Origin of the sequence: Rhizobium sp. 1399, assembly GCF_031455475.1 — a bacterium.
In the GTDB taxonomy this organism is placed as follows: Bacteria; Pseudomonadota; Alphaproteobacteria; order Rhizobiales; family Rhizobiaceae; genus Rhizobium.
On record NZ_JAVDSU010000006.1, the window covers coordinates 116,021 to 139,775 of the forward strand.

Below are 23,755 nucleotides of genomic sequence, written 5' to 3' on the forward strand. Positions count from 1 at the left end.
CATGCAGGCTGGTGGCATCAAGTTCTCCCTCGGCATCTACACGGCGCTCTTCCTCGTCTTTCTCTACGCGCCGATGGTGGTGCTCGCTATTTTGTCCTTCCAGACGGGACCGGAAGGCGGACCGCAATTCCCGATCATCGAATGGTCGACCTATTGGTACAAGCATCTCTTCGGCCTGACGCCGCCATCGCGCATCGCACCTCTGCCGATCAACGAAGCCTTGGTGCGCTCGCTCGTACTCTCGGTGATGACGATGATCGTCTCCACCGTGCTCGGCGTCACCTCGGCGCAGGCCTTCCGTCGGCGCTTCCCCGGCTCAGGCGTCGTCTTCTACCTGATCGTTCTCGGCATGATGGTCCCCGGCGTTCTGGTCGGGCTCGGCATGGCGCTCGTCGCCAATGCGCTCGGCATCGACCGGCACTGGTGGGGAACGGCCTTCGTGCTGCACGTCGTCTACACCTATCCCTTCGCCTTTCTCGTCATGCTGGCGATCCTCAACCGCTTCGACCAGAGTGTGGAGGAGGCGTCGTGGTCGCTAGGCGTGTCGCCGGCACGCACCTTCCGCAAGGTGACGTTCCCGCTGATCTTTCCGGGCGTGCTCTCGGCCATGCTCTTTGCCTTCACCCTGTCCTATGACGAATTCTCGCGTACGCTGTTCGCATCCGGCCGCGACCTGACGCTGCCACTCGCCATTTACGGAACCTTCTCTGTGGAGGTGCATCCAAACGTCTTCGCCTTCGGCGTGCTGACGACGATCTTCTCCTTTGCGCTGCTCGGCATCTACGCCGTCCTCATGATGCTTTCCATACGCCGCGCCAAGCGTGTCGCGATCCAGGAGGAGGCGTGATGTCGATACCTGCAGCTATCGTCACGGGGGCAGGATCCGGCATCGGCCGCGCAATCGCAACCCGGCTGTCGCAGGACGGTTATGCCGTACTCGTCAACGATCTCCACCTCGACCGCGCGCAAGCGGTGGCCGAGGAGATCGCCGCTGCCGGCGGCACGGCGGCAGCGGCTGCCGGCGACGTCTCTGCCGAGACGGATACGGCGCGCGTCTACGAGGTCGCAGTCTCAGCCTTCGGCCATCCGCGACTGCTCGTCAATTGCGCCGGCATCGTCCATCAGGCGCTGTTCGAGAACCTCGAGGTCGCAGATTTCGACCGGATGTTTGCGATCCATGTGCGCGGCACCTTTCTGATGACCAAGCTCGCATTGCCATCAATGCTCGCTGCCGGGGAGGGGGTCATCGTCAACGTCGCGTCGCAGCTCGGCCAGATCGGCGGCATCGAGCTCGTCCATTATGCCGGCGCCAAGGCGGCGATCATCGGCATGACGAAATCGCTCGCCCGCGAGGTCTCGAGCCGCGGGGTGCGCGTCAATGCCGTCGCCCCCGGGCCAATCAACACGCCGCTGGTGCGCGAACTCTCGCAGGAATGGCGCGTCCGCAAGGCCGCCGAGCTGCCGCTCGGCCGTTTCGGCGAGCCGGAAGAAGTTGCCGCCACCGTTTCGTTTCTCGCATCGCCTGCCGCCAGCCTGTTCGTCGGCCAAACGCTTGGCCCGAACTCCGGCGACGTCATGCTCTAGTCAGGAAAACACAATGACCACGATTTCTTCGACACCCCGCATCGTGCTGATCACCGGCGCCGGTATCGGCATCGGCAAGGCGACCGCATTGGCATTCGCCAAGCTCGGCGACCACGTGATCGTCACCGACGTCCTGAAGGACGAAGGGCGCGCTGCCGTAGCGGAGATCGAGGCTGCGGGCGGCTCGGCCGAATTCATCGAGCTAGACGTCCGGTCGACATCGGCGGTCGATGCTGCGGTGGCCAGCGTGGAGAAGCGCCACGGCCGCCTTGACGTCATCATCGCCAATGCCGGCATCGCCCACAAGGCGCCGCTCGATGTGCTCGACGATGACAGGTGGGAGCTGACCTTCGACATCGATCTCAAGGGCATCTTCCGCGTGGTCCGCGCCGCCGCGCCAGGAATGAAGGCACGTAAATCAGGTGCGGTGGTGGCGCTTTCGTCGATCATGGGTGTCGCCTACGGCTGGGACGAACATGTGCATTATTCCGCCGCCAAGGCCGGCGTCGTCGGCCTCGTACGCGGCCTGGCGGTCGAACTTGCCCGCGACGGCATCCGCGTCAACGGCATGGCACCCGGCTACATCCGCACCGCACAGCTTCTCTCGGAAGAAAATTCGCTGGGACCGAAGGGCGCCGAAGCGGCAAGCGCCTTCATCCCGATGGGGCGGCTCGGCGAACCGGAAGACGTTGCAGATGTGATCGTCTTCCTGGCCTCGAACAACGCGAGATACATGACCGGCCAGACGCTGGTCGTGGATGGGGGGCTCCTCGTGGGCCGATACTGACGGAGGGTGCGTCAGGACCGATCCCGCCCTGACGCCGAGGCCGGACGAGAACGATGGGTGGTCATGGAGGCCATCCCGGGGAACAAAAAACCGGAGAACGACAATGACACTTTCGATGGACATGAATCGACGTTCGCTGCTGAAACGATCCGCGGGCGCCATGGCGCTTGCCATCGGCGGCGGCACACACTTCCTCTCCTCGCGGGCAGCCTATGCACAGGCAACCGGCCTTGCCGGCGAGCAGCTGCGCACGATCGGCCTTTCGGTCACTGTGCAGGAACGCATCCTCGCCGAGTTCAAGGCGGCCAGCGGCGTTGGCACGACATCCGGCACGGCGGCGACCTTCCCGGATGCGCAGACCCGCATCCTTTCCGGTTCGAAGGATTATGACGTCTGGGAAACGATTGGCGAGCGCCTTCCCTCGGTCGTGATGACCGACAATGCCGACCCGATCGAGACTTCGGGTCTGAAGAGCTGGTCGAATATCCGCGAGATATTCACCAAGCCCGATCCGCGGTTCGATCCGAAGGCGCAGATCGTCGGCCAGATCTGGACCGACGAAAAGCAGACGGCGCTCTGGATGGTGCCTTCGGTCTTCAATTTCGACTCCGTCGGGTACAATCCGGACGTGCTCTCCGACGAGGAAGCCAACAGCTGGACGGCGATCTTCGACAGCAAGTACAAAGGCAAGTCCGGTCTCAATACCGACCCGCTGACGGCTTTCGGCCAGGCGGTCATGGCGATGAACACGCTCGGCCTCTCCAACGTCAAGAATCCCGGAAATCCGACCGCCGCGGAAATCGACGAAGCCGCAAAGTTCCTGATCTCGAAGAAGAAGGACGGCCAGTTTCGCGCTCTCTGGGGTGATTTCGGCGAACTCGTCAATTTCCTCGCATCCGGCGAAATCGTCGTCTGCGACGCCTGGCAGCCGGCCGTCATGGCCGTCAAGGCGCAGGGAAAACCCTGCAAATACGCCATCCCGAAGGAAGGCTATCGCGCCTGGTCGATCGGCAACACCATGCTGAAGGGCACGCCCAACAAGGAAGCCGTTGTCGCCTATGCGGATTACTGGCTGTCGGGCGAACCGGGCATCACAGTGTCGGAACAGGGTTATTATTCGCCGACCACCAACATCAAGCAGAAGATGGCGCCGGAGAAATACGCCTTCTGGTACGAAGGCAAGCCATGGGTCGGTGCGGCGGAGCGCGGCATCAAGGAGGGCGATCTGCGCGATGGCGGTTCGCTCGAGACCCGCGCGGCAAACGTTGCCTACTGGCACCAGTGGCCGGATGAATACGACCACCTCATCCAGAAGTGGGATGAGTTCCTCAGCGCCTGATGCGTCACTCCCAGCGCCCCTTCATCCCATCCGCGATGTGGTGAAGGCGCCAACTGGCAGGCGGCTCCGGCCGCCTGTCCTTCCACCTGCAACCCGGAATGACCGCCATGATACATGACCTCGAACTCTACCAGATCGGCAAGGTCTACGATAACGGAACGCCGGCCGTGATCGATTTCAACCTCGCCGTCGACAAGGGCGAGTTCATCGCCTTTCTTGGTCCGTCGGGCTGCGGCAAGACGACGACGCTGCGGATGATCGCCGGCTTCGAAAGCATCTCCTCCGGTAATCTGATGATCAAGGGCGAGCGGATCAACGATATCGGTCCGGCACAACGGCCGACCTCGATGATCTTCCAGAATTACGCGCTCTTCCCGCACATGACGGTGCGCAGCAATATCGGCTACGGCCTCGAGGTGAAGCGCATGCCGAAAGCGCAGCGGAATGCAAAGGTCGATCGTATCCTGGAAAAGCTCGGCCTCGAGGGCATCGCCGACAAGCGATGCGACAAGCTTTCCGGCGGCCAGCGACAGCGCATCGCGCTTGCGCGTGGCCTCGTGGTCGAGCCTGATATCCTGCTGCTCGACGAGCCGCTCGGCGCCCTGGACGCCAATCTGCGCAAGACGATCCAGAGCGAATTGAAGCTGCTTCAGCGCGAGCTCGGCGTGAGCTTCGTCTTCGTCACCCACGCCCAGTCCGAAGCGCTGGCGCTGTCCGACCGGATCGTCGTGATGAACCAGGGCCGGATCGAGCAGATCAGTCGGCCGCACCAGCTCTATACGCGGCCCAACACGCCTTTCGTCGCGCAGTTCATCGGCCGCAACACGATCTTCAAGGGTGCGGTCAAGGGCCACGAGAAGGGACATGTCATGGTCGACACGCCGCTCGGCCTTCTCACCGGCGATGCCAACGGCGCGGTCGCCGACGGAGACGCGGTGAGTGTCGTGATCCCTGCGGAAGCGATCGAGGTGCATGCGCTCGACAAGGGCGGCCGCGAAGCGATCGCTCAGGCCGCCGACGGCAATGTCATCGATGCCAGGATCCGCCGCTTCGACGTCGTCGGGCATATCTCGCATCTTTCGGTCGCTCTGCCGGACGGACGCGTGCTGGCGCTCGAAGCCCATGTCGACAAGTATCCGCCCGGCGCCTTTCCGGTCGATGCGCCGGTCGCGATCGCCTTCAAGGCGGAAAATGCCACCGTCATTCCCGCCCACTGAAAACCGGCCGATCAAAGCCGGACCAACGAGACCATCACAAGGAGACCCCGCAATGGCAAAAGAAATCTTCTGCAGCTTCGGCATCGACGTGGACGCCGTCGCCGGCTGGCTCGGCTCGTATGGCGGCGAGGATTCGCCGGACGACATCTCGCGCGGCCTGTTTTCCGGCGAGGTCGGCAGCCCGAGGCTGTTGAAGCTCTTCGAGCGTTTCGGCATCAAGACCACCTGGTTCATCCCCGGCCACTCGATCGAGACGTTCCCGGAACAGATGCAGGCCGTCGCCGATGCCGGCCACGAAATCGGCATCCATGGCTACACGCATGAAAATCCGATCGCCATGACGCGCGAGCAGGAAATGGAGGTGCTCGACAAGTGCATCGCCCTCGTCACCAAGCTCTCCGGCAAGCGGCCAACCGGCTATGTGGCGCCCTGGTGGGAATTCTCCAACGTCACCAACGAGCTCCTGCTCGAGCGCGGCATCAAGTACGACCACTCGCTCATGCACAACGACTTCACGCCTTATTATGTCCGCGTCGGCGACAGCTGGACCAAGATCGACTATTCGAGGAAACCGTCGGACTGGATGGTGCCGCTGAAGCGCGGTCACGAGACCGACCTGATCGAGATTCCGGCATCCTGGTACCTCGATGACCTGCCGCCCATGATGTTCATCAAGAAGGCGCCGAACAGCCACGGCTTCGTCAACCCGCATGACATCGAGCAGATGTGGCGCGACCAGTTCGACTGGGTCTATCGCGAGATGGATTACGCCGTCTTTCCGATCACGATCCACCCTGATGTCGCCGGCCGGCCGCAGGTTCTGATGATGCTGGAGCGTCTCTACGCCCACATGATCAAGCATCCCGGCGTCAAGTTCGTGACGATGAACGAGATCGCCGACGACTTCGCCAAACGCTTCCCGCGCAAGAAGTAAGAGGCAAGGCGATGTGTTCGCTCTGCGGTATTCTGGGTGGCAACGAGCACTGGGCCGACGCGGTCGCGCGGCCCGGGGTCTATACCCGTACCGCCGAGCGGATCGACCGCCGGCGCGAGCGCGCCCGCCGTGTTGCGATCGCCAACCGCATTCTCGATGCCTTCGGGCTTGGTATCTCCGACTGGCAGGGATCCTCCTTCCTGCTGTCGACCCGGACCGGAAAGACCGAGATCATCGAGGATCTCGGACACCTCTGGCCGGCGGCCGAGCGGCTTGCAGGCCGCCCGCTCGATCCATTGGCCGAGCCGCTTCTCGACCGGTTGGAGGCGAGCGGCCATGACTAATGCCTTTCCGGACTTCACGCCCGTCACGCTGCTGACCGGCTTTCTCGGATCCGGCAAGACGACGTTGCTGCGACGGCTGTTGACCGATCCGGTGCTCTCGAAGGCTGCGGTGCTGATCAACGAATTCGGCGAGGTTGGGCTCGATCATCATCTGCTCGAGCGGATCGACGAGAACATGGTGCTGCTGCAATCCGGTTGCCTTTGCTGCACGGTGCGGGGCGAACTGGCAGACGCGATCCGCGACCTGCATTCGAAGCGCGAGCGCGGCATCGTCCCGCCCTTCGACCGGATCGTCATCGAAAGCACGGGGCTTGCCGATCCTTTTCCCGTTCTTTCCACACTGAAGGCCGATCCGGTGTTGCGGCATCATTTCAGGTCCTCGGGCGTAATTGCCACGGTCGATGCCGTCAATGCGGGGACACAGCTTGCCGCCTATCGCGAGCCGATGCGGCAAGTGGCGGTGGCAGATGTTCTGGTGCTGACCAAGGCCGATATCGCCGAGGCCGGCCAAGTCGCGCAGGTCACGGCGATGATCCGGCAGATCAATCCGGATGCGCCGATCGTCCTTTCGACGGACGATGTCTTTGATGTCATCATGCTGCTGGAGGACACGACAACGGGCCGCGCCGAGGCGATGCAATCGCCGGGCGGCTTCTATTGCGACGATCCGGGGCCTCGTCTTGCCGGCGAACATTCCGGCGGCATTCGGTCCTTCGTGCTGGTGAGCGAAGGCACGGTCGATTGGACAGCCTTCGGCATCTGGCTGACCATGCTGCTCAACCGGCACGGCGACCGCATCCTTCGGGTCAAGGGCATTCTCAACATCAAGGGCGAAGACTTTCCCGTGGCGGTTCACGGGGTGCAGCACCTGGTCCATCCGCCCGTCCATATGCAATCCTGGCCAGGCGGGGACCGGCGTTCCCGCATCGTCTTCATCGTCGATGGCATCGCGCCCGCGGCGATCGAGCGATCGTTCAACGCCTTCAACGGGTTGGGTGCGGCACAGCGCGCGCCGCGGCGGGTCGAGGAGACGCAGCCATGAGAAAAATGCCGACGCCGAAGAGTTTCCCGACGCCCGCCCTCCATACAGAGGGCCGGATCAAGCTGCGCATCCTGGGCACGGCGATTTCGCTGCTGGAAGAACTCCGGCTCGGTGCTGAGCGCGATCTCGGCATCGGCATCGAATTCGACAATCAGGACTTCATGACCGCCCAGCACAAGGCGGCGCTGGAGCCGATGGCTTACGACATCTACGACCAGTGTTTCCACAACCTCGACATCGTCTGGTACTGGCGCGCCGTGCAGCCGATCGACATCGAGCGGATCACTCTCTGGGACGAGATTACGGATCTGACCAAGACGGGCCGCATCGGGCCGAATGCGCGGATTGGGCAGGGCGATGCGCCGGTGACCAAGCTTTTCGTCCAGCCGAACCTGGCGCTTGCCGAGACGCCCTCGCAGCGCATTTCGATGCTGCCGACGACCCATAATTTCGACAGCTTCGCCTACCGGACGGATGCGGCCAATTCCAACCAGATGACCTCCTGGGCGGCACTGCTCGACCCGCGTTGGCACGGACGCGCAGCCCTCGTCAACGAGCCGGCGATCGGCATCTTCGATGCAGCACTTGCGGCGCAGTCGGCCGGCCTTATGACCTTTAACAATCTCGGCAACATGAGCATCGAGGAGATCGATCGGTTGCTCGACATTCTGGAAGAGCGCAAGAAGGCCGGCTTTTTCCGCGGCTTCTGGCGTTCGGCCGAGGACGCGGCGAACCTGATGACGAAGAGCGACACGCAGATCCAGTCGATGTGGTCGCTCGGGATCAGCAAGCTGAACCTGCGCGGCTTTCCCGTCGAACTCGCCAATCCTGCCGAGGGTTACCGCGCCTGGCATGGCGGGCTCTGCCTGTCGAAGCGGCTCTCCGGCCGGATGCTCGACGCGGCATACGATTATCTCAACTGGTGGATCTCCGGCTGGCCCGGCGCGGTGGTGGCCCGGCAGGGCTATTACATGTCGACGCCGGCACGCTCGCGGCCGCACATGACGCCGGCCGAATGGGACTATTGGTACGAAGGCCTGCCGGCGGCGACTGACCTGCCAGGCCCTGACGGGCTCCTCCGCGTTAAGGCGGGTGCCGTGCGCAGCGGCGGCTCCTACTGGCAGCGCGCCAACTCGATCGCCGTCTGGAACACGACCATGGACGAACACAATTACCTCGTGCGCCGCTGGATGCAGTTCGTGGCGGCGTGAGTGGAACTGGAAACGACAGAATGACACTCTCTTACGGCTCCCTCTCGATCGCCCAGTTGTCCACCCTCATCCAGGGCGGCAGCGTCGATCCTGTTGCGGTGGCGGAGCAGGTCTTTGGGGCGATCGAGGACCATGACGACAAAGCGATCTTCATCTCGCTGACGCGGGAGCGGGCAATGGCGGAGGCGCATGCCTCGTCGAAGCGGCTGAAAGACGGTCGTTCGCTCGGTTTGCTCGAAGGCATTCCGGTCGCCTGGAAGGATCTCTTCGATGTTGCCGGCAGCGTTACGGCGGCAGGATCCAGGCTGCTTCTTCGCGATCAGGCACCGGCTGCGGCCGATGCCGCCGTCGTCTCTGCGCTCGCTGCGGCCGGCATGCTCGCAATGGGCCGGGTCAACATGAGCGAGTTCGCCTTCTCCGGCCTTGGCATCAATCCGCATTTCGGGACGCCGAAAAACCCCCGCAGCACGGACGTCGCCCGCATTCCGGGCGGCTCGTCCTCCGGTTCGGGCGTGGCGGTGGCGGCTGGTGTCGTGCCGGTCTCGATCGGCTCCGACACCGGCGGTTCGGTGCGCATCCCGGCAGCGCTGAACGGCATCGTCGGCTACAAGGCGACGCGTGGGCGCTATCCCATGGCGGGCGTGTTTCCGCTTGCCACTAGCCTCGATTCGCTCGGGCCGCTCTGTCGCTCGGTGCAGGATGCCGTCTGGATCGACGCGGCGATGCGTGGAGCCATGGCACCGACGGTCAGTTACAATCCGCTTGCCGGACTGGAGGTCGTCATTCCCACCAACATCGTCTTCGACGATGCCGAGCCGGGTGTTCTTGCAGCCTTCGAGGCGGCCGTCGAGCGTATGTCGGGCGCCGGTGTCGTATTCACGCGGCTGGAGATCCCGGCCTTTGCGGAAATTCTGCAGCTGATGGCAAGCCACGGAGCCCTGGTGACGGCAGAGGCTTACTGGCTGCACCAGGCCCGGATTACCGGGCCGGATGCCGGGCTGATCGATCCGCGCGTGGTCTCGCGTACCAGCTTCGGCGAGAAGATCAGCCTTTCGCACTATCTCGACATTCTGTCTGCCCGCACGCGGCTCATCGAGGCGGTGGACCGGCTGGTCGGTGGCCGGCTGATCGCCTTCCCGACCGTCGCGCATGTGGCGCCGCCGGTCGAGCCGCTAAAGACTGACGACCAACTCTTCCTCGCCACCAATGGCAAGACGCTGCGCAACACGCTGCTCGGCAATTTCCTCGACTGGTGCGGTGTGTCGATCCCCTGCGGCGCAGGTGACGCCGGCATGCCGGTCGGCTTCCTGTTGTCAGGGCTGGCGCGGACTGACGAGCAGCTGCTGTCGGTGGCGCTTGTCGCCGAACCGGTCATTCGCGGCGAAACGATCTGAAGGCGACCGGCTGGCGGCTGCGAAGATGAACAAGGAGAGTGGCAATGTGCATGGCCTGTTATGTCGACGAAGCGACCAAGAGCAAGATCATCGCTTACAATGCCGAATTCCATAAGGTGACGAAGAGCCCCTATGGCAGTGACGACGAGATCGGCATGCTCAACCTGATCGACGCCAGGTCGCGCTCGGCGATCATCGGCCGCACCGACGCGTCGAAGGTCTTTGACCTCTCGGTCGACCATTTCGTCGGCATGCCCGGCTGGTTCGGTGCTGGCGACCAGCCCTACCAGATATGGATGACCCACACGCCGCAGGGCGAAATCGTCGCCAATACCATGGGCGTGACGCGCGAACAAAATGAACTTGTCGCCTATTCCGGCGACAGTATCTCGATGTACACCCATTGCGGCACGCATATCGATACGTTCAACCACTTCGGCTACAATGGCGAGATCTTCAATGGCTTCACGGCACGCGATCACCTCGGCAGCCGTGCCTGGGATATTTGCGGCCCGGAAAAATATCCGCCGATTTTTGCACGCGGTGTTCTTCTCGATATCGCGGCCATGTATGGCGTTGACACGCTGCCGCCGAGCCATCCAATCGGCAAAGCCGACATCGAGGACTGCCTTAAGAAGCAGGGCCTAACAATCCTGCCCGGCGATGTCGTTTTGCTCCGCACTGGCCAGATGCGGTTATGGCCCGACATGGCCTTCACTAGGAATACACCTGGCCTCAACCGCGAGGGCGCGGAGTATATTTCCAAGCACGGTGCCATCATGATCGGCGCCGACAACCTGACCCTCGAACAGACGCCGTCGGCGCATGAATTAAACTTCTTCCCCGTACACACCTATCTGCTGGCGGAAGCAGGTGTTCCCATCCTGGAAATGGCTTACCTCGAGGAACTTGCTAGCGAGAAGCTCTACGAATTTGCCTTCTTCGGCGCATGCATCAAATTGCGTGGAGCGACGGGCACACCGATGCGTCCAGTGGCGATGCCACTGACCTGAGCGCGGGGGTGGACGACTCCGCAGATCTGTGACAGTTATATTGCACTGCGTTATCAGCTATTGCAATGCCGTAAAGCCATCTGCGCAAATGTACCGAGGCGAAGGTGATACCAGCGCCCTCTAGCGCCGAACGGATTTTATGATCATCCCCGGCTTCAGCCATAACCGCTGCTTACTAGCGATGTTGCTTTTACCGTTCGTTGGCGTTCAACAGCTTTGTCAGGAGACTGCCCGCATTTCTCGCATTCCTTGAACAGAATGTTCAGCGTCTGCCGATTGATGGGCTGAACACCATCAGGCTGAGGATCTCGAAGAGCACCTGCGCTGCGGCGTGTGCAGTGTTGCTCGTTGCGTCATATTGCGGTGCAACTTCGACGACGTCGCCGCCGACCAGATTTACGCCTTTCAGCCCGCGGATCAATTCAAGGACTTCACGCGTGGTCAATCCACCGATCTCAGGCGTGCCCGTGCCGGGTGCAAAGCTCGGATCAAGGCTGTCAACGTCGAAGGAAAGATAGGTCGGGCCGTCTCCGACGATGGATTTTGCCTTGGCGACGACCGCCGCGATCCCCATTCCGCTGATCTCCTCGGCATGGATCACGGTCATTCCCGACGCATAGGAGAATTCCCACAAATATTCGGCCGAACCGCGGATGCCGATCTGGATTGTCCTTGTCGGGTCGAGTGCGCCGTCCAGCACAGCGTTCCGGAACGGTCCGCCGTGATGAAACTTTGTCCGATCGAATGCACCGCTTGTGTCGCAATGGGCATCGATATGGATAAGACCGACCGGTTGTTGCCGGCCGATGGCCCTCAAAATCGGATGGCTGATCGAATGATCGCCTCCGACCGCAAGCGGGGCGACGCCGGCATCAACGATTTGGCCAATGCGCCTTTCGATGTCGTCGTGGCTGAGCTCTAGCCGGTAACGGCTCTGGAATGAAACGTCGCCGATGTCGGCGACCCGAAGATCAAAAACCGGCGCCGTGGCGAGAACGTGATTGTACGGGCCGATCCTTTCGATGGCGCGAAGTGCGCGCGGTCCGAAACGGGAGCCTGGGCGATTGGTGACACCGAGATCCATCGGGATTCCCGTGATTGCGACCTGGAGATTGCCGAAGTCCGGCTCTTCGGCAGCGACCTGCATATAGGGTGCGCTGAGGAACGTTGGCACTCCAGAATATGGCGCCAGTCGCGTGCCATTTTTGGAGATGATCTTGTCCGCCACTTTTCGAAACGTCTCATCGAATATCTCGCCGCCATTGGTGTCCGCAAACTCCGAGCGCAGCTGCTCAAGCCGCATTTTGTCCCACGCCATCGGCATGCGTCTCCGCTTCAGTTTCGTCTGACCCAACAAAGAGGTTGAGAAAGCCATTGGTATCGTTGTAGCAATCGGGATCAAAGAGAAATCGATATGACCGCCGCAAAATTCAATTCGCTCGTTTCCCGCCTTTCTGCCCCGCCCATTCCGTCCGTCGTTGCATGGGGCCGTGAATACAAAGGGCTGAAGGGTCCACTCATCGATCTTTCGCAAGCCGTGCCCGGCTATCCTGCACATCCGGAGATGCTGCGTCTTCTCGGCGAGACGGCCGGACAACAGGCGATGACGGGATACGGGCCGATCGAGGGCGAGTCTTTATTGCGCAAGACCTACGCTGCCCATGTTGCCGAGCTTTACGGCGCGGCCATTTCCGCCGGCAATATTCACATTACGGCCGGCTGCAATCAGGCGTTCATGTGTGCCGCGATCGCGCTTGCTGGCGCAGGCGATACCGTAGCGCTCACCAATCCCTTCTATTTCAATCATGACACGACGCTGTCGATGCTGGGTATCGGGCGGCGATTGGTCGACTGCGATCCCGCCAACGGGTTCTTTCCCGATACGCGTTCGGCCGAGGCGGCACTTGCGGCCGGCGCGAAGATGCTGGCGGTCGTTACACCCAACAATCCGACCGGGGCAGTGTATCCGCCGGAGCTGCTTCATGAGCTTTTCGTTCTCTGCCGGAAATATGGCGCCTGGCTGATCCTCGATGAGACCTATCGCGATTTCCTCGGCGCCGATCACGGACGGCCGCACTCGCTGCTGTCAGAGCCGGGTTGGGAGGATACGCTCGTTCTTCTCTACAGCTTCTCGAAATCCTTCTGCATTCCTGGCCATAGGCTGGGTGCGATCACGGCAGGACCCAAACTCGTCGCCGAGATTGCGAAAGTGATGGACAACATGCAGATCTGCGCACCGCGTTCGGCTCAGATCGCCGTTGCATCGGCCATCCCGTTGCTCGCCGACTGGCGGGCCGGCAACCGTGCCGAGATCGCTCGCCGGGCGGATGCGCTGAGGCTGGTCGTGTCCAGGCTGCCAGGCTGGGAGATTGGAGCGATCGGCGCCTATTTCGCCTTTGTTCGCCACCCTTTCGCCGATCGATCGTCTTCCGAGGTGGCCGAAAAACTCGCCAGGGAATCCGGCGTCGTTTGTTTACCCGGCGCCTATTTCGGCGAGGGACAAGAGCGTTACCTCAGGCTTGCATTTGCCAATGCGGATGTCGCGTCGATAGGCCTATTGTCCGAGCGTCTTTTCTAGACCGCGGCGCTCAGCCTCTGCCGGAAGTTGATGAAAAGTGCCGCGCCAATAGAGAAGCGGCCCTATGCTCTTTCGGATTTTGATCGCGCAGATATGCCCGATCAAAATTGCATGGGAATGATGGTGGAATGCGGTTTCAAGCCTGCAATCCAGCACTGCAAGAGCCTTTTCAAGGACGGCCGCGCCGGTCTTCAGGCGGTACCATCCCGCATCGCCATAGCGTTCGGCGCCTTTGCGTCCATCTAGGCCGGCAAAGGATTGCGCCACAGTCTGCTGATCGGCGGCGAGCACGTTGACACAGAAGCAGCCGTACCGTTGCAGCACTGGCCATGAGGAAGAGGCACGATTGACGCTGACGATGACGGAGGGTCGCTCCGCCGAAAATGAAGAGACCGACGTCGCGGTGAAGCCGGTGCGGTCTTCCCCGTCTCCGACGGTGATCACGCTGACGGCACCTGCCAGATGACGCATCGAAAGCTTGAAGTCCGCTTCGCTGATCAAGGTTTCTGCGCTCATAGGCCCGCTGCTTGCGTTTTGGCGAAGCGGTTCGCCGGCATTGAGAGGCCGAGGTTCTCGCGCAAGGTTCTGCCCTCGTATTCGTCGCGGAACAGCCCGCGGCGGCGAAGCTCCGGCAGAACGAGCCGCACGAAGTCGTCGAGACTGGACGGCAAGGTCGGAAACATCAGGATGAAGCCATCGGCGGCGCGTGTCTCGAACCATTCCTCCATGTAGTCGGCAATCTGGACCGGCGTGCCCGTCATGCCATTTCCGGTATGCTTCTCGGCATAGTGCCGGATGAGTTCGCCGACGGTGCGGCCGCTTCTGACGAAATCGACCAGTTCGTCGAACAGGGCGCGCGATCCCTTGGGCGCCGCCGGCAAGCGATCCATGGGGAAAGGCTTGTCGAGAGCCACGTCGCGCAGGTCCGCTTCCAGGAATTCGGAGAGCATCAGCCGGCCAACGTCCGGATGCATTTTATTGATCAGATAATCCACCTTCGCCTTGGCCTCGGCTTCGGTCTCACCGACGTTGATAACGATGCCCGGCATGATTTTCAGATCGTCCGGATCGCGTCCATAGGCCGGCATCCGGCTTTTGACGTTTTGATAGAAGGCTCGGTTGCGCTCGATATTCGACGCGAGGCTGAAGACGATCTCGGCCGTGCGTGCCGCCATGTCCATTCCGGGTTCAGAACCGCCCGCCTGGGCGATGACAGGGCGACCCTGGGGCGTTCGCGCGATGTTAAGGGGGCCGCGAACCTGGAAGTGCTTGCCTTTATGATTGAGCGTATGGTGTTTGCTCTTGTCATAGTAGACACCGTTTTCACGGTCGAGAAGCAACGCGCCGTCCTCGAAGCTGTCCCAAAGACCGAACACGACGTCGACGAATTCGTTGCCGCGCTCATAGCGCAACGCATGTGGGTCGAGCCCCTCGCGGTTGAAGTTGTAGCCGGTTTCGTCGTGGTCGGAGGTGACGACGTTCCAGCAGGCGCGTCCCTTGCTCAGATGGTCGATTGAGGAAAACAGACGCGCGACATTGTACGGCTCGTAATAGCTCGTCGAGACCGTCGCCACGAGACCGAGATTATCGGTTGTGACCGCCAGAGCCGAAAGCAGCGAGAGGGGTTCGAAACGGTTCATCTTTGTGGGAATGCGGGCAAGCGCATTCGCGTCACCGACGGCAGCGGCGGGAGAATCCGCCATGAACATGAAATCGAATTTGGCCGCCTCGGATCGTTTGGCGACATCGAGCAGATGAGCAAAGTCGTTGGCGCCATTGACGTCGCTTGCCGGATGCAGCCAGGAGGCGGGATGAAAACCGAACGTATAGACGAAAGTTCCGAGTTTCATCTTGTCGGCCCGCGCCATCGAACTCTCCTGCCATGTCGGTCATGCCACCGCGGGAAACCGCCTGCGCAAATTATCGTCAGGCACAAATTTTCATCAAGATCGCGTAGCTGAGTTCTGTTTTAGTTTTTCTAAAGTGTCGGCGCGGGCGCGGACGTCAGGGCCTGCTGACGGGAAACAGCCACCAGCCAATCGCGGAATTCGCGCCCATGGGGCTTCTGCAACGCCGCGCGATCCCAGGCGAGATAATAGCTTTCGCGCAGCGCGATGCGTGTGTCGACGGGGATGACGAGCGTCTGTGCCTCGAGCTCATCGGCAATCATAGACATCTGCGCCAGGACGACGCCGCGCTTGTTGACGGCTGCGTCAATCGCACTGCTCGACAGAGTGAAGGAAAGACCGGCTGTGCTCTCCTCGAACGCGGTGCCCGTCTTAGCAGCAAACTCGCGCCAGCTTGGATAGGGTGTGAAGTGCCGCTCCCATTGGACATGCAGGAGTGGATATTCGAGAAGCCGCGCGACGGAGGGCGTCTTGCCCTTGATCAGCGCCGGCGAGCAGGCCGGGACGACCCAATCGCGGAACAGTTCCGTATAGTGTTCATGCTGCAGCACATCCGATCCATAGCTGATGCGGAAATCGACGTCGTCGAAGCCCATGCGCGGTTCCTTGTCGCGGCCGACAATCCTGACATGAGCATTCGGGTGAAGGGCCTGCCAGTCGAAGATCCGGCGCCCTATCCATTTATTGACAACGGAAGACAGGGCGCTGAGAACCAGAGCATTCTCATTGCGCGCCCGTTCCAATATCTGTTCCGCGAGCGCGAATTGCTCGAAACCCTTCGCTATTTCCTGGTGATAGAGCCGCCCCCATTGGGTGAGTTCCACAGTGCGACCGTTGCGCTCCAACAAGGTGACGCCGAGAAAGCTCTCGATCTTGCGAATCTGCTGACTTATCGCGCCGGGGGAAACCTTCAACTCGAGGGCCGCGGCGCTTACGCCGCCACAGCGGCCGACGGCTTCGAACGCCTGTAAGCCCTTGAGCGGCACCGTCCTGATAGGCTGTTTTACCGTCAAAAGGAGCTTCTCCGCGGCGGTTGATCTGGGATACCTCTCTCCGTCGGATGAAAGTCGCCGGCGAATTGGAAACGGTCGCCGGGATGGATGATCTCGACGTGAGTGACCGTCCGGCTGCCCTGCCATGTCTGACGGATCAGAGTCAGGCAGGCCTCGCCACGCTCGGTCTCAAGCAGGCGTGCCGTGGCGGCATCGGCCGAAACCGCACGAATGACATGCCTTGCCTTCGACCAAGGCACCATGTCCAGCAGCCATTTGCCGGGCGGAACCGAAGCAAAGCTTTCGGTTCTGGCAGACGGTACCATGGCGAGCATGATAATGCGCCGCTCCAGCGCATTTGGCTTGCCGTCCACGCTGTGCAGGCAGTGAAGCCGCAGGATCTCCGATCCCGTCGTCTCGCCGAGCTTTGCCGCGGTGGCATCGTCCAGTGTCTCGAGCCTTCGCCGCAGGATCCTGTAGCTGTGGTCATGCCCCGCCAATTCAGCTTCCGTGGAAATGTCCTGGATATCCATCACGGTGCGGTCGATCTGCCGGGAGGCGACGAAGGAGCCAACCTTGCGGCGGCGTGTGATCATTCCGCGTCCCGCCAGGGCCGAAAGAGCCTTGTTCACGGTCATTCGGGAACATTGATACTCTTGTACTAGCTCGTGTTCGAAGGGGATGCGGTGACCAGGTTGCCAAACACCAGCCATGATCCTGGTTTCGATGTCTTCGAAAATTCTCTGATGAATTGAGACCATAACTCACCTCGATCCAGCGATGACATTCAATTTCCACCAAAGCCGCCGCTACTGGCACTGTGCGGCACAAATCTTGCTTCCGCCGAGTTTAGCGTTTGACAGTGTAGGCCGGCCTGTATCTATTTGTATAGACAAAAGCGGATCAGAGAAATCCGCTCGGCGGGACAACGATTGGGGAACTTGGACCTTCCACCGGAAGGCTAAAAACTGGAGAGAAAAACATGAGGAAGAATTCGCTTCTGAAGGGCCTGGTCGGCGCTGCATTTCTGTTTGGCGCGACGATTTCCGCCCATGCGGCGGACACGCTTGCCGCCGTGAAGGCCGCCGGCAGCATGAAGGTCGGTACCGAGACGGCCTTCGCACCGTTCGATTTCATCGACGCTGGCGAACATGTCGGCTTGAACGTCGATCTTTTTAGCGAGATCGGCAAGGAACTCGGCGTGAAAATCGAATGGGTGACGCTTCCCTGGGATGGCGTCTTCCCGGCGCTCGAAGCCGGCAAGTTCGACGTCGTCGCAGGCCCAGCAACGATCACCAAGAAGCGCATGGAGCGCTATCGTTTCACCCCGCCGCTTGCCGAGGCGACCATCGCGATCCTGAAAAAGGCCGGCGACCAGACGATCAACAAGCCGGAAGATATCGCTGGCAAGAAGATTGGCGTTGGCAAGGCGACCGCCCAGCTCGATCAGCTCAAGGAGTTTTCCGAAGCCCTGCCGACAAAGGTCGATATCCGCGAATACCCGGCCTTCACCGAGTCCTATGCGGATCTCGCGGCCGGCCGCATCGCCGGTGTTGCCAATTCACTGCCGAATATTGCTTTCGTCGCCAAGCAGCGCGAAGGCACGTTCGAAGTCGTGATGCCGCCCTTTGGCAAAAAATCCTATTTCGGCTTTATCGGCCTGAAGGATGCAGATCATGCGCCACTGATGGACGCAATCGACGCCGCCATGCTGAAGATCAAAGCTGACGGCCGGATGGCGACGCTACAGAAGAAGTGGTTCGGCGCGAGCTTCGACACACCAGATTCCGTTAAGGACCCGGCATTCTGATCGGCCATCGGAAATCGGCCATGCCCGCGGTGTTGCCGGGGCATGGCCGAGAAATGCGACCGGATCTTCCTCACCGCCAAGCGAGCGAAATCTGAACAATGTCCGTCAAACTCTTCGAGTTGCTTCTGCAGGCATCGATCTACACGGTGACCATCAGTGTTGTGTCGATCCTCATCGGTTTTGCGATTGCGATCCTTCTGTCGGGAATGCTGCTGTCGGGGCGAGGGCTTTTCGTGCGACCTGCCCAGATTTTCATCAGCTTCTTTCGCGGCGTGCCGCTGTTGGTGCAACTGCTGCTGATCTACAATCTGCTGCCGGTCATCGGCATCAATGTGCCGAGCATCGTGGCCGCGATCATCGGCCTGTCGCTCTGCACGGCAGCCTACCAGGCCGAGAACCTGCGCGGCGGCTTTACCAGCGTGCCTCTAGGCTTGGTGGAGTCGGCGGAAATGGTTGGTCTGACGCCGCGCCAGATCTTCCGACGCATCAAGGTTCCGATCGCCTTGCGCCTCACGTTTCCAGCTCTTGTCAACGAGGCGATCCTCATTCTCAAGGCGTCGTCATTGGTCTCAGTCGTTGGCATCGTCGAACTGACGCGTATGGCCCAGGACCTTGCCGGCAGCACCTTCCTGCCGCTGCAGCTCTTCGCATCCGCCGGTCTCATCTATCTGGTGATCAACTGGTTGATGGCGCTTGCCGGCGGCCTGATCGAAAATAGACTCCCGGGGGCGCCGCGTTGACCTTCGACATCAATGTCCTCATCGGGCAATGGCCCGCCATCGTCAGCGGTGCCGGCGTGACGATCATGATATGGATTCTGGGCACCATCGCTGCAGCCGTCATCGGCTTCCTGACGGCAGTCGCCCGGCAATATGGCGGCGTGCTGATCAACAAGGCGCTGGGTGCCGTCGTAGCCGTACTGCGCGGCACGCCGTTTCTCATCCAGATATTCCTGGTCTATTACGGCGGCCCCTTTGTCGGCCTTGATCTCGATCCCTTGCCCGCCGGATTGATCGGCATTTCGATCTATGGCGCGGCCTATTTCAGCGAGATCTTCCGCTCCGGCTTCCAGGCTGTGCCGAAGGGCCATATCGAGGCTGGCGAGTGTGTCGGCCTGACAAAGGGGCAGATCGTCAGGCGCATTCTATTGCCGGAAATGACGATGCTGGTGCTGCCGCCATCCGTGAATATGGTGGTCATCCTGATGAAGGAGACGGCGGTCTTGTCCATTATCACCGTGCCGGAGCTGACGGCCACGCTGAGTGCAATCGGGTCGCAGCAATATGCCTTCGTCGAAGCACTCTCCGCATTGGCGCTTTTCTATTGGGTGCTCGTCGAAGTCACCGGCTGGCTTGGCAACCTTGCTGAAACGAAACTTTCCAGATTCAGGTTTTTTAACGCATGAGCGTCCCCGCAATAGCAGTTAGGAATCTCATCAAGACTTTCGGAGAGACCACGGTCCTTCATGGTATCGATCTCGCTATCGAGCCCGGACGGGTTTCCTGCCTGATCGGCCCTTCCGGTTCCGGCAAGAGCACTCTTTTGCGCTGTATGGCTTTTCTTGAGGAGGCAACGCGCGGGACGATCTCCATCAACGGCGAGGTGCTTGGCTTTACCGAGGATTCTCAAGGACGGCGCGAGCGCATCTCCGCCGCCACCAACCGGGCGATCCGTGCCCAAATCGGCATGGTGTTCCAGCAGTTCAATCTCTGGCCGCACATGACGGCCCTCGGCAATGTCAGCGAAGCATTGAAGACGGTTCACAAGATGAGCCGCAAGGATGCGGAGGAGCGGGCAATGGCCCAGCTCGTCAAGGTTGGTCTCGAGGGCCGGGCCGGGCACTATCCCTCGCAGCTATCAGGCGGACAGCAGCAGCGCGTGGCGATCGCCCGGGCCCTGGCGCTGAAGCCCAAGATCATGCTGTTTGATGAGCCCACCTCGTCGCTTGACCCGGAGTTGACTGGCGAAGTCTTGAACGTCATGCGCGATCTGGCCTCCGAGGGCATGACCATGGTCGTTGTCTCGCACGAGATAGGTTTTGCTGCGACCGTCGGCCAGCAGATCATCTTTCTCGACCACGGCAAGGTGCTCTTCAGCGGATCGCCCCAGGAGGTCTTTAAGAAGCCGAGAACCCCCCGCCTTGAACAATTCCTCGATACCTATCTCGACCGCGGCGCCTCGATGTTGCTTTAATGTGCATGTCCTTCCCAACCGTCAGGCAGATTGAGACGAGCACCTAGAATCTCCTCCAAATCCTCCAGTATATCGAGGCCCCGGACGTTGAACGCCCCACGGTTTCTGTTGTCGACAGCATTGCCTCGGTCGATCGGCGGAGCCAAACACCGATGACCGTGAGTATCTACGCGGCGCAGCTTGCGAGCCTGTGCGCCGGTTTCCGGTCGGCGGCGTTCCTTCGTCGGGCAGGCGGTCTCGACGGGTCCGACAAGGCAATCATGATGCTCGGCCGTGCGTTCGCGGGACCCGCGGCTTGGGTTGGGAGCATTTCTAGCTGGGCGGCTAAGAGAGATAGCAACGCCAAGCGAAAGAGGCGAATCTTGGCACCGACGTTTTCCCTGCTTTCCCGAAATGGATTGGCTCGTGCCCTACGTCTCCACGTCTTATATCCTTGAAATGGAGAGGCTGACACGAAGACCAGGTCGCCGGTTCGACTCCTGTCAAGGCGACCGTGTGGCATAGAGGTTCTGCCCCGCCATTTGCGGCAGCGATCAAAAACATTCGTTCCTAGCGGGAGCATGTCAATGCGCTCTACCCAACCGGCTTGCCACGTGCCGCAAGCTTGAGCGCTATCAGAAAAACAAGCGCCACAGACAGCATGAATATCGCCCCCGACAAGGGTTCAGGTGAAGGGTGGAGTCTACCCGCTGGGGCCATCGAGTTGGGCGAGACGCCGGAGCAGGCGATAGAGCGTGAAGTACTTGAAGAAACCGGCCTTACGGTTAACCGCTCGGAAGTTCTGGCGGTATTTGGCGGTAGAGAGTTTCGATACACCTATCCGAACGGAGATGAGGTCAAATATCTGGTTGTTTTATTCAGATGCCTGACGCGCGGAGAAGCAGGCGGATATACGGATACCGAGACGGTCCGCTTGAAATATACATCTTTCGATGAAATGCCGAAACTTGCTCTTCCTTACCCAATGCAGCTTCTGTTGCCGAACATCGGTCAACCCAGTTTGCCTCAGTAGTCCGCTTCGGGCCGGCTGCTCATTGGCTTCCGCCCCTTTGCTCGAACATCCAACCGCAGTTTCATCATCGAGGTTCAGGACATGAGCGTGAACATCGAGATGGATGCAGCGAACCGGCTATCGCAGCTTCCTAAGATTGAGGGCGAGCTTGCTACTGGGAGTGATGCCGGACCCGTTCGCCATGGAAGCCATCGACGCTCATATCCGGAGAGCTGAAATGGCGGCTTAAGGCCATCGAACCGCGATGCCGCAAGAAATAGATACACATTGTGTATGCGTTTGTGCTATATTGGCTTGAAGGAAAAAACGCCATGACCAGCAAAAACGCAACCGCCAGCCATAAACGCCCCGTCAATTTGAAGGTTCGTGAGGACGTCCGCGTCCTGATCGACCGTGCCGCCAAGGCCCACGGGAAAACCCGCTCGGATTTCATGATCGATGCCGCGCGCCGCGCCGCCGAAGACGCGCTTCTCGACCAGACATTGGTGCAGGTCGATCCCGACAGCTATAAACACTATCTGGCCGTGCTCGACCAGCCGCCGGGCGGCGAAGGCTTCGAACGGCTGATGAACGCACCCAAACCCTGGCAGCCGTAATGTTGTCAGCACCGGTGCTTCTCGGCGAAGCGCACGATCTCCAGCTCTTTGACAGCGGGCACGACAGCCTCGATGAATGGCTGCGCCGCCGGGCGCGGGCCAATCAGGTCAGCGGCGCCTCGCGAACCTATGTGGTGTGCGAAGGCGAGCGCGTTGTAGGTTATTATTGCCTGTCATCGGGAGCGCTCGCGGTCGCAGATGCGCCGGGAGCAATCCGGCGCAACATGCCCGATCCCGTTCCCATGACGGTGCTTGGCCGTCTGGCCATTGACCGCAACTGGCAGGGAAAAGGTATCGGATCCGCACTGTTGCAGGACGCCGTGCTGCGCACCGGACAGGCAGCGCATATCATGGGTATTCGCGGTCTCCTCGTTCACGCAATCTCCGACGAAGCCAAGGCCTTCTATGAGCATTATGGGTTTATGGCCTCGCCGGCGAACCCCATGACCTTGGTGTTGTCGTTGAAAGCTCGATAAGGCCATGAGTCATGGCGGGTTTATCGGTTCTGTCGCAAACTTTCCAGCGGATTTGCAACCTGTATGGTCATGTCATAGATCTGGGTTGAAGATGAGCAGGCATTGTTGAGTTCCCCGATCATGGTCGATTTCAAAGGCAGTCACTACCCGAAAGACGTGGTCTTATACGCGGTGTTTTTCTACGTCAGATATGTGGTCTCCTATCGTGATTTGGAAGAGATTGTGGCTGAGCGCGGCGTTGCCGTTGACCACGCGACGCTGAACAGATGGGTTGTGAAGTATTCGCCACTTATTGCCTGCCGGGCCCATCGCCGCAAATCCGCGACCAGCAGTTCCTGGCGAATGGACGAGACCTATATCCAGGTCAAAGGCAAATGGACCTGTTTCTATCGCGCTGTCGATAAATTCGGCAAAACCCTTGATTTCATGCTGTCTGAACACCGCCATGAGGCTGCGGCCAGCGCCTTCTTCACCCGCACAATCGAGAACAACGGCTGGCCTGAAAAGGTCGTCATCGACAAGAGCGGTGCGAACCTGGCAGGATTGCAAAACCTGAACTGGCTCCTGCTGTTGCAGGGATGGTTCTGGCTGATCGAGATCCTGCAGGTCAAATACCTCAACAACATGCTAGAGCAAGACCATCGGTATATTAAGAAGCTGACCCGTCCGATGAAGGGCTTCAAATCCTTCAAGGCTGCGTCAGCAACATTGGATGGCATCGAAGTGGCGCATATGATCCGCAAGCGGCAATTTCCAACGAGTGGCCAATCCGCATTTCAGCAATTCGCCGCGCTCGCAGCATAGGTGTGTCCAGCGATAGCTGTTTCCGTACCCGTTCCAAAAGTTTGCGACAGAACCTCTCAGCACGCCCCGTCGCCGAGGCGGGTTTTGTCGTGGCCCGCACTAGTGGTGGCCGCATGAAGGCGTTACCGCCCTTGGCTAGTGCGCCGCTGGTTGACGATGCGCCCATCTCTTTGACGGATTGCGATCTCGTAGCTCACCCCTCTGCGAACCCCGCGATAGGTAAAGTACCTGCCGCGGCAATTCGTCTGACGGACACCGCGAAAGCCTCGGGTACGAAGCAGCCGCGCTCCCTGAGGGCAGGATATACCTCGTCCGTGGTTTAGGCTGCTGCCCGAGCCGACGATAACCTGAGCGCTCGCCTCCCGGGGAACCGCCACCGGTGAGACGAAAACCGCCAGTGCAAGCGCACATCCAAGTAGAGCCTTGACACTCATAGTCATCCTCCTGGTTACACCGCGAGAAAAGTCAGGGCATGATATAATCGCCTAAGTTGCAGCTTCGCGCAAGAGGCGGCCGACCTCA

26 protein-coding genes are annotated in these 23,755 nt (G+C 60.6%); 21 read left to right on the top strand and 5 right to left on the bottom strand.

The features are described 5' to 3' along the window. The first annotated feature begins 1 nt into the window (after position 1). The 11 genes from J2X71_RS19930 to J2X71_RS19980 all read left to right on the top strand — a co-directional run bounded on the left by J2X71_RS19930 (position 2) and on the right by J2X71_RS19980 (position 10,865). Positions 2-847 carry an ABC transporter permease gene (locus J2X71_RS19930; protein WP_310384193.1) on the top strand — a complete coding sequence of 282 codons (846 nt, stop codon included), beginning with the start codon at positions 2-4 and terminating at the stop codon, positions 845-847. After that, positions 847-1,584 carry an SDR family NAD(P)-dependent oxidoreductase gene (locus J2X71_RS19935; protein ID WP_310384195.1) on the top strand — a complete coding sequence of 246 codons (738 nt, stop codon included), beginning with the start codon at positions 847-849 and terminating at the stop codon, positions 1,582-1,584. The genes J2X71_RS19930 and J2X71_RS19935 overlap by 1 nt, the downstream gene beginning before the upstream one ends. Before the next feature lie 13 nt (positions 1,585-1,597). Continuing rightward, on the top strand, positions 1,598-2,371 hold the full coding sequence (locus J2X71_RS19940; protein WP_310384197.1) for an SDR family NAD(P)-dependent oxidoreductase: 774 nt from the start codon (positions 1,598-1,600) through the stop codon (positions 2,369-2,371). A gap of 103 nt (positions 2,372-2,474) precedes the next feature. Beyond that, complete coding sequence (locus J2X71_RS19945; protein WP_310384199.1) at positions 2,475-3,710, top strand: extracellular solute-binding protein; 1,236 nt, start codon at positions 2,475-2,477, stop codon at positions 3,708-3,710. A gap of 107 nt (positions 3,711-3,817) precedes the next feature. Then, entirely contained in the window at positions 3,818-4,927 is a 1,110-nt protein-coding gene (locus J2X71_RS19950; protein ID WP_310384201.1) for an ABC transporter ATP-binding protein, read from the top strand. Between the two features lie 52 nt (positions 4,928-4,979). After that, positions 4,980-5,861 carry a polysaccharide deacetylase gene (locus tag J2X71_RS19955; RefSeq protein WP_310384203.1) on the top strand — a complete coding sequence of 294 codons (882 nt, stop codon included), beginning with the start codon at positions 4,980-4,982 and terminating at the stop codon, positions 5,859-5,861. A gap of 11 nt (positions 5,862-5,872) precedes the next feature. Beyond that, on the top strand, positions 5,873-6,205 hold the full coding sequence (locus J2X71_RS19960) for a hypothetical protein (RefSeq protein WP_310384205.1): 333 nt from the start codon (positions 5,873-5,875) through the stop codon (positions 6,203-6,205). Beyond that, positions 6,198-7,247: a GTP-binding protein gene (locus J2X71_RS19965; protein WP_310384207.1), complete on the top strand. Its 1,050-nt coding sequence runs from the start codon at positions 6,198-6,200 to the stop codon at positions 7,245-7,247. The genes J2X71_RS19960 and J2X71_RS19965 overlap by 8 nt, the downstream gene beginning before the upstream one ends. After that, positions 7,244-8,458: an extracellular solute-binding protein gene (locus tag J2X71_RS19970; protein WP_310384209.1), complete on the top strand. Its 1,215-nt coding sequence runs from the start codon at positions 7,244-7,246 to the stop codon at positions 8,456-8,458. The genes J2X71_RS19965 and J2X71_RS19970 overlap by 4 nt, the downstream gene beginning before the upstream one ends. Before the next feature lie 20 nt (positions 8,459-8,478). Next, positions 8,479-9,852: an amidase gene (locus J2X71_RS19975; RefSeq protein WP_310384211.1), complete on the top strand. Its 1,374-nt coding sequence runs from the start codon at positions 8,479-8,481 to the stop codon at positions 9,850-9,852. 44 nt (positions 9,853-9,896) lie between these two features. Continuing rightward, complete coding sequence (locus J2X71_RS19980) at positions 9,897-10,865, top strand: cyclase family protein (RefSeq protein WP_310384213.1); 969 nt, start codon at positions 9,897-9,899, stop codon at positions 10,863-10,865. Positions 10,866-11,127: 262 nt separating this feature from the next. On the opposite strand, the gene speB is transcribed toward J2X71_RS19980, so the two are convergent. Next, positions 11,128-12,183 (bottom strand): agmatinase, encoded by a 1,056-nt coding sequence (gene speB / locus J2X71_RS19985; RefSeq protein WP_310384215.1) that lies wholly within the window; start codon positions 12,181-12,183, stop codon positions 11,128-11,130. A gap of 96 nt (positions 12,184-12,279) precedes the next feature. Between speB and J2X71_RS19990 the strand changes: the two genes are divergently transcribed. Beyond that, a complete protein-coding gene (locus J2X71_RS19990; RefSeq protein ID WP_310384217.1) occupies positions 12,280-13,443 on the top strand; it encodes an aminotransferase in 1,164 nt (387 codons plus the stop codon). Here the strand turns inward: J2X71_RS19990 and J2X71_RS19995 are convergent. The 4 genes from J2X71_RS19995 to hutC form a co-directional block, all read right to left on the bottom strand. Then, positions 13,420-13,959, bottom strand: a complete 540-nt coding sequence (locus J2X71_RS19995) for a flavin reductase family protein (protein WP_310384219.1) — start codon at positions 13,957-13,959, stop codon at positions 13,420-13,422. The genes J2X71_RS19990 and J2X71_RS19995 overlap by 24 nt on opposite strands. Beyond that, positions 13,956-15,311: an LLM class flavin-dependent oxidoreductase gene (locus J2X71_RS20000; RefSeq protein ID WP_310384221.1), complete on the bottom strand. Its 1,356-nt coding sequence runs from the start codon at positions 15,309-15,311 to the stop codon at positions 13,956-13,958. The genes J2X71_RS19995 and J2X71_RS20000 overlap by 4 nt, the downstream gene beginning before the upstream one ends. 110 nt (positions 15,312-15,421) lie before the next feature. After that, positions 15,422-16,363, bottom strand: a complete 942-nt coding sequence (locus tag J2X71_RS20005) for a LysR family transcriptional regulator (RefSeq protein WP_310384223.1) — start codon at positions 16,361-16,363, stop codon at positions 15,422-15,424. After that, the gene (hutC, locus tag J2X71_RS20010) at positions 16,360-17,103 is read right to left on the bottom strand and encodes a histidine utilization repressor (RefSeq protein ID WP_310384225.1); all 744 of its coding nucleotides are present in this window, start codon (positions 17,101-17,103) and stop codon (positions 16,360-16,362) included. Before hutC ends, J2X71_RS20005 begins: the two co-directional genes overlap by 4 nt. A 221-nt stretch (positions 17,104-17,324) precedes the next feature. Here hutC and J2X71_RS20015 point away from each other — a divergent pair, with 221 nt between their 5' ends. From J2X71_RS20015 to J2X71_RS20055, 9 genes are all read left to right on the top strand, one after another. Beyond that, positions 17,325-18,152, top strand: a complete 828-nt coding sequence (locus tag J2X71_RS20015) for a transporter substrate-binding domain-containing protein (RefSeq protein WP_310384228.1) — start codon at positions 17,325-17,327, stop codon at positions 18,150-18,152. 98 nt (positions 18,153-18,250) lie between these two features. Beyond that, on the top strand, positions 18,251-18,892 hold the full coding sequence (locus J2X71_RS20020; RefSeq protein ID WP_310384230.1) for an amino acid ABC transporter permease: 642 nt from the start codon (positions 18,251-18,253) through the stop codon (positions 18,890-18,892). After that, positions 18,889-19,557: an amino acid ABC transporter permease gene (locus J2X71_RS20025; protein WP_310384232.1), complete on the top strand. Its 669-nt coding sequence runs from the start codon at positions 18,889-18,891 to the stop codon at positions 19,555-19,557. Before J2X71_RS20020 ends, J2X71_RS20025 begins: the two co-directional genes overlap by 4 nt. After that, positions 19,554-20,345 (top strand): amino acid ABC transporter ATP-binding protein, encoded by a 792-nt coding sequence (locus J2X71_RS20030; RefSeq protein ID WP_310384234.1) that lies wholly within the window; start codon positions 19,554-19,556, stop codon positions 20,343-20,345. Before J2X71_RS20025 ends, J2X71_RS20030 begins: the two co-directional genes overlap by 4 nt. 119 nt (positions 20,346-20,464) lie before the next feature. Next, positions 20,465-20,782, top strand: coding sequence for a sterol carrier protein domain-containing protein (locus J2X71_RS20035; RefSeq protein ID WP_310384717.1), 318 nt, complete (start codon positions 20,465-20,467; stop codon positions 20,780-20,782). Positions 20,783-20,985: 203 nt separating this feature from the next. Continuing rightward, on the top strand, positions 20,986-21,357 hold the full coding sequence (locus tag J2X71_RS20040) for an NUDIX domain-containing protein (protein WP_310384235.1): 372 nt from the start codon (positions 20,986-20,988) through the stop codon (positions 21,355-21,357). 311 nt (positions 21,358-21,668) lie between these two features. Further along, positions 21,669-21,953 (top strand): DUF1778 domain-containing protein, encoded by a 285-nt coding sequence (locus J2X71_RS20045; RefSeq protein WP_310384237.1) that lies wholly within the window; start codon positions 21,669-21,671, stop codon positions 21,951-21,953. Further along, the gene (locus J2X71_RS20050) at positions 21,953-22,429 is read left to right on the top strand and encodes a GNAT family N-acetyltransferase (RefSeq protein ID WP_310384239.1); all 477 of its coding nucleotides are present in this window, start codon (positions 21,953-21,955) and stop codon (positions 22,427-22,429) included. The genes J2X71_RS20045 and J2X71_RS20050 overlap by 1 nt, the downstream gene beginning before the upstream one ends. Positions 22,430-22,549: 120 nt before the next feature. Next, the gene (locus J2X71_RS20055) at positions 22,550-23,233 is read left to right on the top strand and encodes an IS6 family transposase (protein ID WP_310384241.1); all 684 of its coding nucleotides are present in this window, start codon (positions 22,550-22,552) and stop codon (positions 23,231-23,233) included. Positions 23,234-23,755 lie beyond the last annotated feature (522 nt).